The organism is Candidatus Neomarinimicrobiota bacterium (assembly GCA_012964825.1).
Classification (GTDB): domain Bacteria; phylum Fidelibacterota; class Marinisomatia; order Marinisomatales; family S15-B10; genus UBA2125.
Genome location: DTTI01000068.1, coordinates 1 through 6657, shown reverse-complemented (window position 1 = coordinate 6657; position 6657 = coordinate 1). Strand labels below are relative to the sequence as shown.

Annotated in this window: 1 protein-coding gene; it reads left to right on the top strand. The window is 44.1% G+C overall.

The annotated features are described in order from the left end of the window. Positions 1-19: 19 nt before the first annotated feature. Positions 20-6657, top strand: a 6638-nt coding sequence (locus EYO21_06495) for a DUF1565 domain-containing protein (protein HIB03455.1), incomplete at its 3' end; no start/stop codon positions are given.

Here is a 6657-nt window from a genome sequence, read left to right as displayed (position 1 = left end):
TTTGGATCAGGATGGCACCATGGACATTATTTATGCCAATCAAAGAGGAGGGTCGCTTCACGGTGGTGTCGGGTGGTACAATAACAACAGACGAATTCATGTCTCCACAGCAGGTTCCGATGAAAGTGGTAACGGTTCAGAAGCAAGCCCATATGAAACGATTCAACATGCAATAAACATAAGTCATAGCTCAGATACTGTTCTTGTGGCGGAAGGCACTTATGCAGAAAATATTAATTTCCGCGGCAAGGACATTGTTGTGGCATCGAAAACCTTAACGACAGACGATCCCACAACAATGAAGAGTTATGTAGCGCAGACAATAATTGATGGAAGCTCACCCTCGAATTCAGACAGCGCCTCAGTAGTTACTTTTGTGGGTGAAGAAACCTCAGCGGCATTGTTACTGGGTTTCACGATACAAAACGGTACTGGCACAAATATTACAATAGATGGTGCAAATAAAAGTGTTGGCGGCGGCATTTATCTTTACAAGTCCAGTCCTACACTAAAGCATCTTGATATAAAGGACAATGATAGTGACCATGGCGGTGGAATTTTCTTCGATTACAATAGTGATGCATCACTTGCATTTTCTACTGTTCGAAACAATCAAGCGGTTACGGATGGAGGCGGCATATGCGTCTATAGCCTTTCAGACGTAACGTTGGACAGTATCCTGATAAAGGATAACAGTTCCGTAAATGGCGGCGGTTACGCTCACCCTAAGGCATCAAATACAGAACTAAAAAATGTTCGGGTCATTTCGAACATCGCAAACACCAATGGTGGCGGAATGTATATTGGTGGTGGAGGCTGGAACGACTCAAAACATTATAATATTCTTGTATCAGGGAATAGTGCCGGTTCTGCGGGAGGTGGCATTTATCTTACGCACGCAAAAAATAGATCACAGTTCTTTGATTCAATCATTTCCAATAATTCATCAGGCTTTGAAGGAGGTGGATTATTCGTTAAGGACGCTGATCCCATATTTGAACGAACAATATTTCGTCAGAATCTAGGTGTCAAAGGAGGCGGAATTTATGTCAACTCACCACATGTAGTCATGAAACTCATCAACACCCTTATTTACGACAATACCGCTACTCAATTTGGTGGAGGCATCCATGCCTACAATAACGTAAACCTAAAGTTTTTTCATTCAACAATATTTAACAATCAGTGCGATTGCGGAGACGAAGACTCCGGGATTTATGCCCATCATGGGATAAAAATCTATTTCTACAACTCTATTTTCTGGGCTGGTTCAGGTTTGGAAAAAGTAAAGTTGAACGGTAGTGCTGCCGGAAGATTCGAAGCCAGAAACTCCATAATTAAAGGGCTTGCTTCCATAGAACCTTCTAACACTAATGACGTCATTGATATTGACGAGACAAGTTTTGATGCGGATCCCTACTTTTCTGATCTTGGAAGCAATGACCTCACGCTAAAAAACTATTCACCGGCTATTGGCTACGGAAGTGCCAACAAATCTTTGACACCTGACGATATAGATTCAACAGCTGTTAATTTAGACCTGAACAGTGCTTCTCGGCCTTCAGGGAATGATCCCGATATAGGAGCTTACGAGAACAGCCTCAACTCTCCTGCCAATGCGCCTCCCTTAATTGACGCCATTTCTGACCTCACTATTACAGAAGACTCTGATGAGACCACAGTAAACCTTTCGGGCATTGCCGATGGAGATTATCACTCAAGCCAAACAATCAGTTTAACGGCTTCCAGTGCTGATGCGAGTAAAATTCCTGACCCTACTGTAACCTATACTTCGGCAGAGTCAACTGGATCGATTACCTTTACACCGGCAACGAATGCTAATGGTAATGTCATCCTGAGTGTGCAGTTGTCTGACAATGGCGGAACGGACAACGGCGGTCTTGATACGCGCATTGCCAATATAAATGTTTCCATTACGGCTGTTAATGATCCTCCCAGTATCACCGCCAGTACAATATCGACGCCTGAAAATGTCGCCTTGGTGGGCGATATAGAAGCCAGTGATCCTGAGGGCAATTCTATTAGCTACAGCATTGTGGGAGGTAATGACAGCGAAAAATTTACCCTCACCTCGGAAGGTGCCCTTTCTTTTAAAGATGCACCAAATTATGAATCTCCCTCAGATCTTGATGTAAACAACGAGTATGAAATTTCTGTAGAGACATCTGACGGTTCACTTGCTGAGACTACCTCCATGACAATAACTGTCACCGATGCTGATGATGGGCCACTCGCAACCAACGAAATCTCTGAAGTAGAGGTAAATGAAGATGCATCTGATCACACCATTGACATATCAGCGGTTTTTACCGATGAAGATGGAGATGAAATAACGAAAACAATTGCATCGAACAGCAACACTGATCTGCTGAGTGCATCTATATCTGCAAACAGCTTAATACTGGACTTTAAAGACAACAAGTATGGATCAGCCACACTGACGATCCAAGGAGAAGCAAACGGCAAGACGGCTACAGAATCGTTTGGCGTTAATGTTAAAGGTGTTAACGACCCGCCCTCCATCGCCACGGCCGATACAGTGACAGCATCGGAGAACCAGACCACAGTAATAACCATAACGGCCTCAGATCCCGATCCGGATAATAAGGGCTTTAGTTACAGCCTTACAGGTGGTGATGATGAATCAAAGTTTTCCATTACCAATGCAGGGGTCCTCACTTTCAAAGAAGCCAAAGACAAAGAATCTCCCGATGACAATAATGGTGACGGTACTTATTTGGCAACTATCCAAGTGGAGGATGATTTATCAACAACAGGCTCAAAAACGGTTGCCGTGACCCTTACCAGTGTAAATGAGGCACCGTCGAATATCACTCTTTCCAGCAGGATCATTGATGACAACAGCGCCTCAGGAACCCTCGTAGGCAAATTAAGCGCGTCTGATGTGGACGCTGGTGACAGCCATTCCTATTCACTTGTGGCTGGTGATGGAAGCACGGATAACTCAAACTTCACCATTTCCGGCGACAGTCTTAAAGCGGCCACCACCATGGACACCGAGTCAAAGAAAACACATTTCATTCGAATAAAGGTCACTGACTCAGGAAGCCTCAATTATGGAAAATCATTTACCATTATTGTTAAGGGTGTTAATGACAATATTCCCATTATAACGGCAAATCAGTCTTTCACAATATCAGAAGCTTCCGCATTGGGAAGTAATGTCGGCACAGTTCTGGCGACCGATGCTGATGCCGGTGATACCATTCAGGACTGGAAAGTCGAATCCGGAAACGATGAAGGTTTTTTCACCATCGGTTCATCGACCGGTATAATAATAACATCTAAGATTCTTAATTATGAAACGAGGGCTAACTACAAACTAACCGTTACAGCGAGTGATGGTGTATATACTTCAGACATTGATACGGTCTCCATCACTGTTTCTGATGTTTCAGAAGGGGTCACCGTAACTCGGAACTCCGGACTAGTTACTACAGAGGCAGCAGGCCAGGACACTTTCAGCATATTCCTCAATTCCGCACCCCTTCATAATGTCAAGTTACCCCTTGAGTCATCGGACCTTACTGAGGGGACAGTTTCACCAGACACGCTTACTTTTACTTCCACTAATTGGGCAACAGGCCAAAAAGTGACAGTGACAGGTGTAGATGATACAGATGATGTAGAAAATGTGGACTATATCATCAGAGTAAGGCCTACTGTTTCCACAGATCCAAACTATGACGGAATTAACCCCGAAGATGTTTCAGTAACGAACTTAGACGATGAAAAAGGCGGCTTCCTGATTGAACCTGCTGGTGGCCTTATCACCTCAGAGAATGGCCGTTCTGATGTGTTTAAGGTGGCTCTTCAGGTTAAACCGACCCACTCCGTAACTATACCCATTTCATCCAGCGATACCACCGAAGCCATGCTGGAAGCCAGCGAAATTGTTATTACCCTCCTAAATTGGTCAACCCCTCAAGAGATAGCTGTTACGGGTATTGACGATGATGTTTCAGATGGTAATGTCAGTTATTCTATTAAGTTGGGCGCTGCCGTTTCAGAGGATGCGGCATATAATGGCAAGGACCCCACTGACATTTCCGGAACCAACATAGATAATGATATCAAGAATATTCGACTTTACCCTCTGGAGGGTATTTTTACCTCCGAGGATGGCACAAGAGCATTCTTCAATGTACGTCTTCAGGCCGCTCCGCTTTCCGATGTGAAAATACCCTTTAGGAGTGCAGATACTTCGGAGGTTACCATAAGTCCGGATACATTGATATTTTCCACCGATAACTGGGAAGGAATAAGAAAAGTTCAAGTAATGGGCAAACCGGACTCTATTCCGGATGCGGACAAAATGATAAGAATAATTTCTGATCCAGCTATTTCAAACGATCCCGCTTACAACAATTTTGACACCCCGGACCCTAATGTTCATAACCTGAATGTTGATGCGCCGGGTGTAAGTGTGAGCCCCATTTTCGGCCTAAATGTCAGTGAGGGTGGTCAAAATTGTACTTTCAGTCTCGTATTGTTATCAAAACCCGAGGCCAATGTTACTATTGGGCTGTCAAGTTCGGATGTGACGGAGGCAACACTGGAACAGCCCTCGGTTGTGTTTACCCCTGATAACTGGGACGTTCCTCAATCTGTTACGGTCCTGGGGCAGGATGATGCTGTTATTGATGGCGACCAGACCTTCAGTGTAATCACTGATCCGACGGTTTCAGATGACAGTTCATACAATAAAGTCGATCCATCAGATCTCATATTGAAAAACGTTGATGATGAAGGAGCGGGATTTATTATAAGCCCCCTGAGTGGACTTTCTGTCTCTGAAGACGGTACAACCGCCGAGACCAGTTTTCAGTTAAGGACTCACCCCGCTTCACCTGTTACACTGCTGCTTGCAACAGCCAACGATGAAGAGGGAACTGTTGCACCCACAAGTATTTCATTTAATTCCTCTAACTGGTCTGAGTCACAAACAGTCACTATAACCGGGGTCGATGATAATATAAAGGACGGTCGGAAAGGTTTAGTCATCGTGACATTCCCGGCAGAATCTGAGGATCCACACTACAAAGACGCTGATCCTGTAGATATTATTGTATTTAATGAAGACAATGATGATGCCCTTTTAATTGTTAGCCCAAGCAATGGTCTTGAAACAACGGAGAAGGGGGGGCAGGCCAACTTTTCTCTTACCCTCTCCGCTGAACCTCTGGATGATGTAGTTATCTTTCTTTCAAGTAGCGATGAAACAGAAGGCACGGTTGATCCCCCTGTTGCTAGATTTATAGCCAGTGAATGGATGACTTCTATAGAGGCCACGGTCACCGGTGTAGATGACAATGAAGCGGATGGAGACCAGCAATTCACGATCATTACTTCTGAAATAACCTCTGGCGATCCTGTTTACAATAATATGGACCCTTCGGATGTCTTGGTTGTCAATATTGATTTTGAACCAAGGATAGTGCTTTCAGATACATCATTTAATTTAGTGGGCATTGAGACGGACACCACCACCTTCGCCTATCTTGAGATCCATAATACCGGTAACGATAGCCTTCTATTAACAGACATTCAAATAACAGGGGATATTTTCTCTGTAAATACCAGCTCAATGATCACGGCACCGGGTGATACCAATTTTCTTGAGATCATCATAAACCCCGGTCAAAATATCGGTACTTACTGGGGCAATCTTAGTTTTACCCATAACGACCCAAGACTGGACATGATAAATATCCCACTAAAAGCTGTTGTCATACTGTTCGACAATACCGGTCCCGATATTGTCATAAGTGAAAATGAACCGATCTCGGAAAACACACCCCTCAAAGTAACAGCATCCATCACTGACAAAAACAGCGTAATGGATCCCACCTTATGGTACAGAATTGGAGGTGAAACAAGGCCAGAAGATGTATCCATGGATTTGGAGGATACTCTGAATTCGTATTATTCGGCGACTATTCCTGGAAAAGATATTACCTGGAAGGGTGTGAGTTTTGATATTGAAGCAAAAGATGAAAGAAATAATAAGTCCAGAAGTGATTTAAAGTCGGTCAATATATCATTCACACATGGCCAGGTATCCACACAATTAAAAGGTAGTGCCTTCACCCAAGGAATGCCTGGAAATCTATGGCGAATGATTTCCATTCCGGCGGAAGTTGATGAAAATACAGTAGAGGAAGTTTTTGAAAATGAACTGGGAAAATTGAAGGTGAAGAACTGGACTATCTGGGAATGGACGGGCGCTACCAAAAACGACGGTTATGAAGAGCCCCGGGTATTATTGCCCGGAAAGGCCTACTGGCTTATACAGCACGTAAAATCGACAGTTGATTTTCAACTTGGTTCAGGATTGAGCATTGACCAATCGGGCTGGACTTTTACTTTCCTTCCCGGATGGAATCTTATCGGTAACCCCTACCCTTTTGAATCAAGTCTGGAATTAAACGACTCTCTTTTCTACGGTCCTGTCACCTACGGATGGGGCGGAGAAGGTTGGTCTGAGGAAAGCACCCTCCGACCCTGGGGTGGATATGCTGTTTACAACCGTAGCAGTACATCGGAAATGATCACTTTGAGGCCGGCAATAACATCCTGGATACTCTCCAGGCAAAAAAAACCTGAACCTGACGG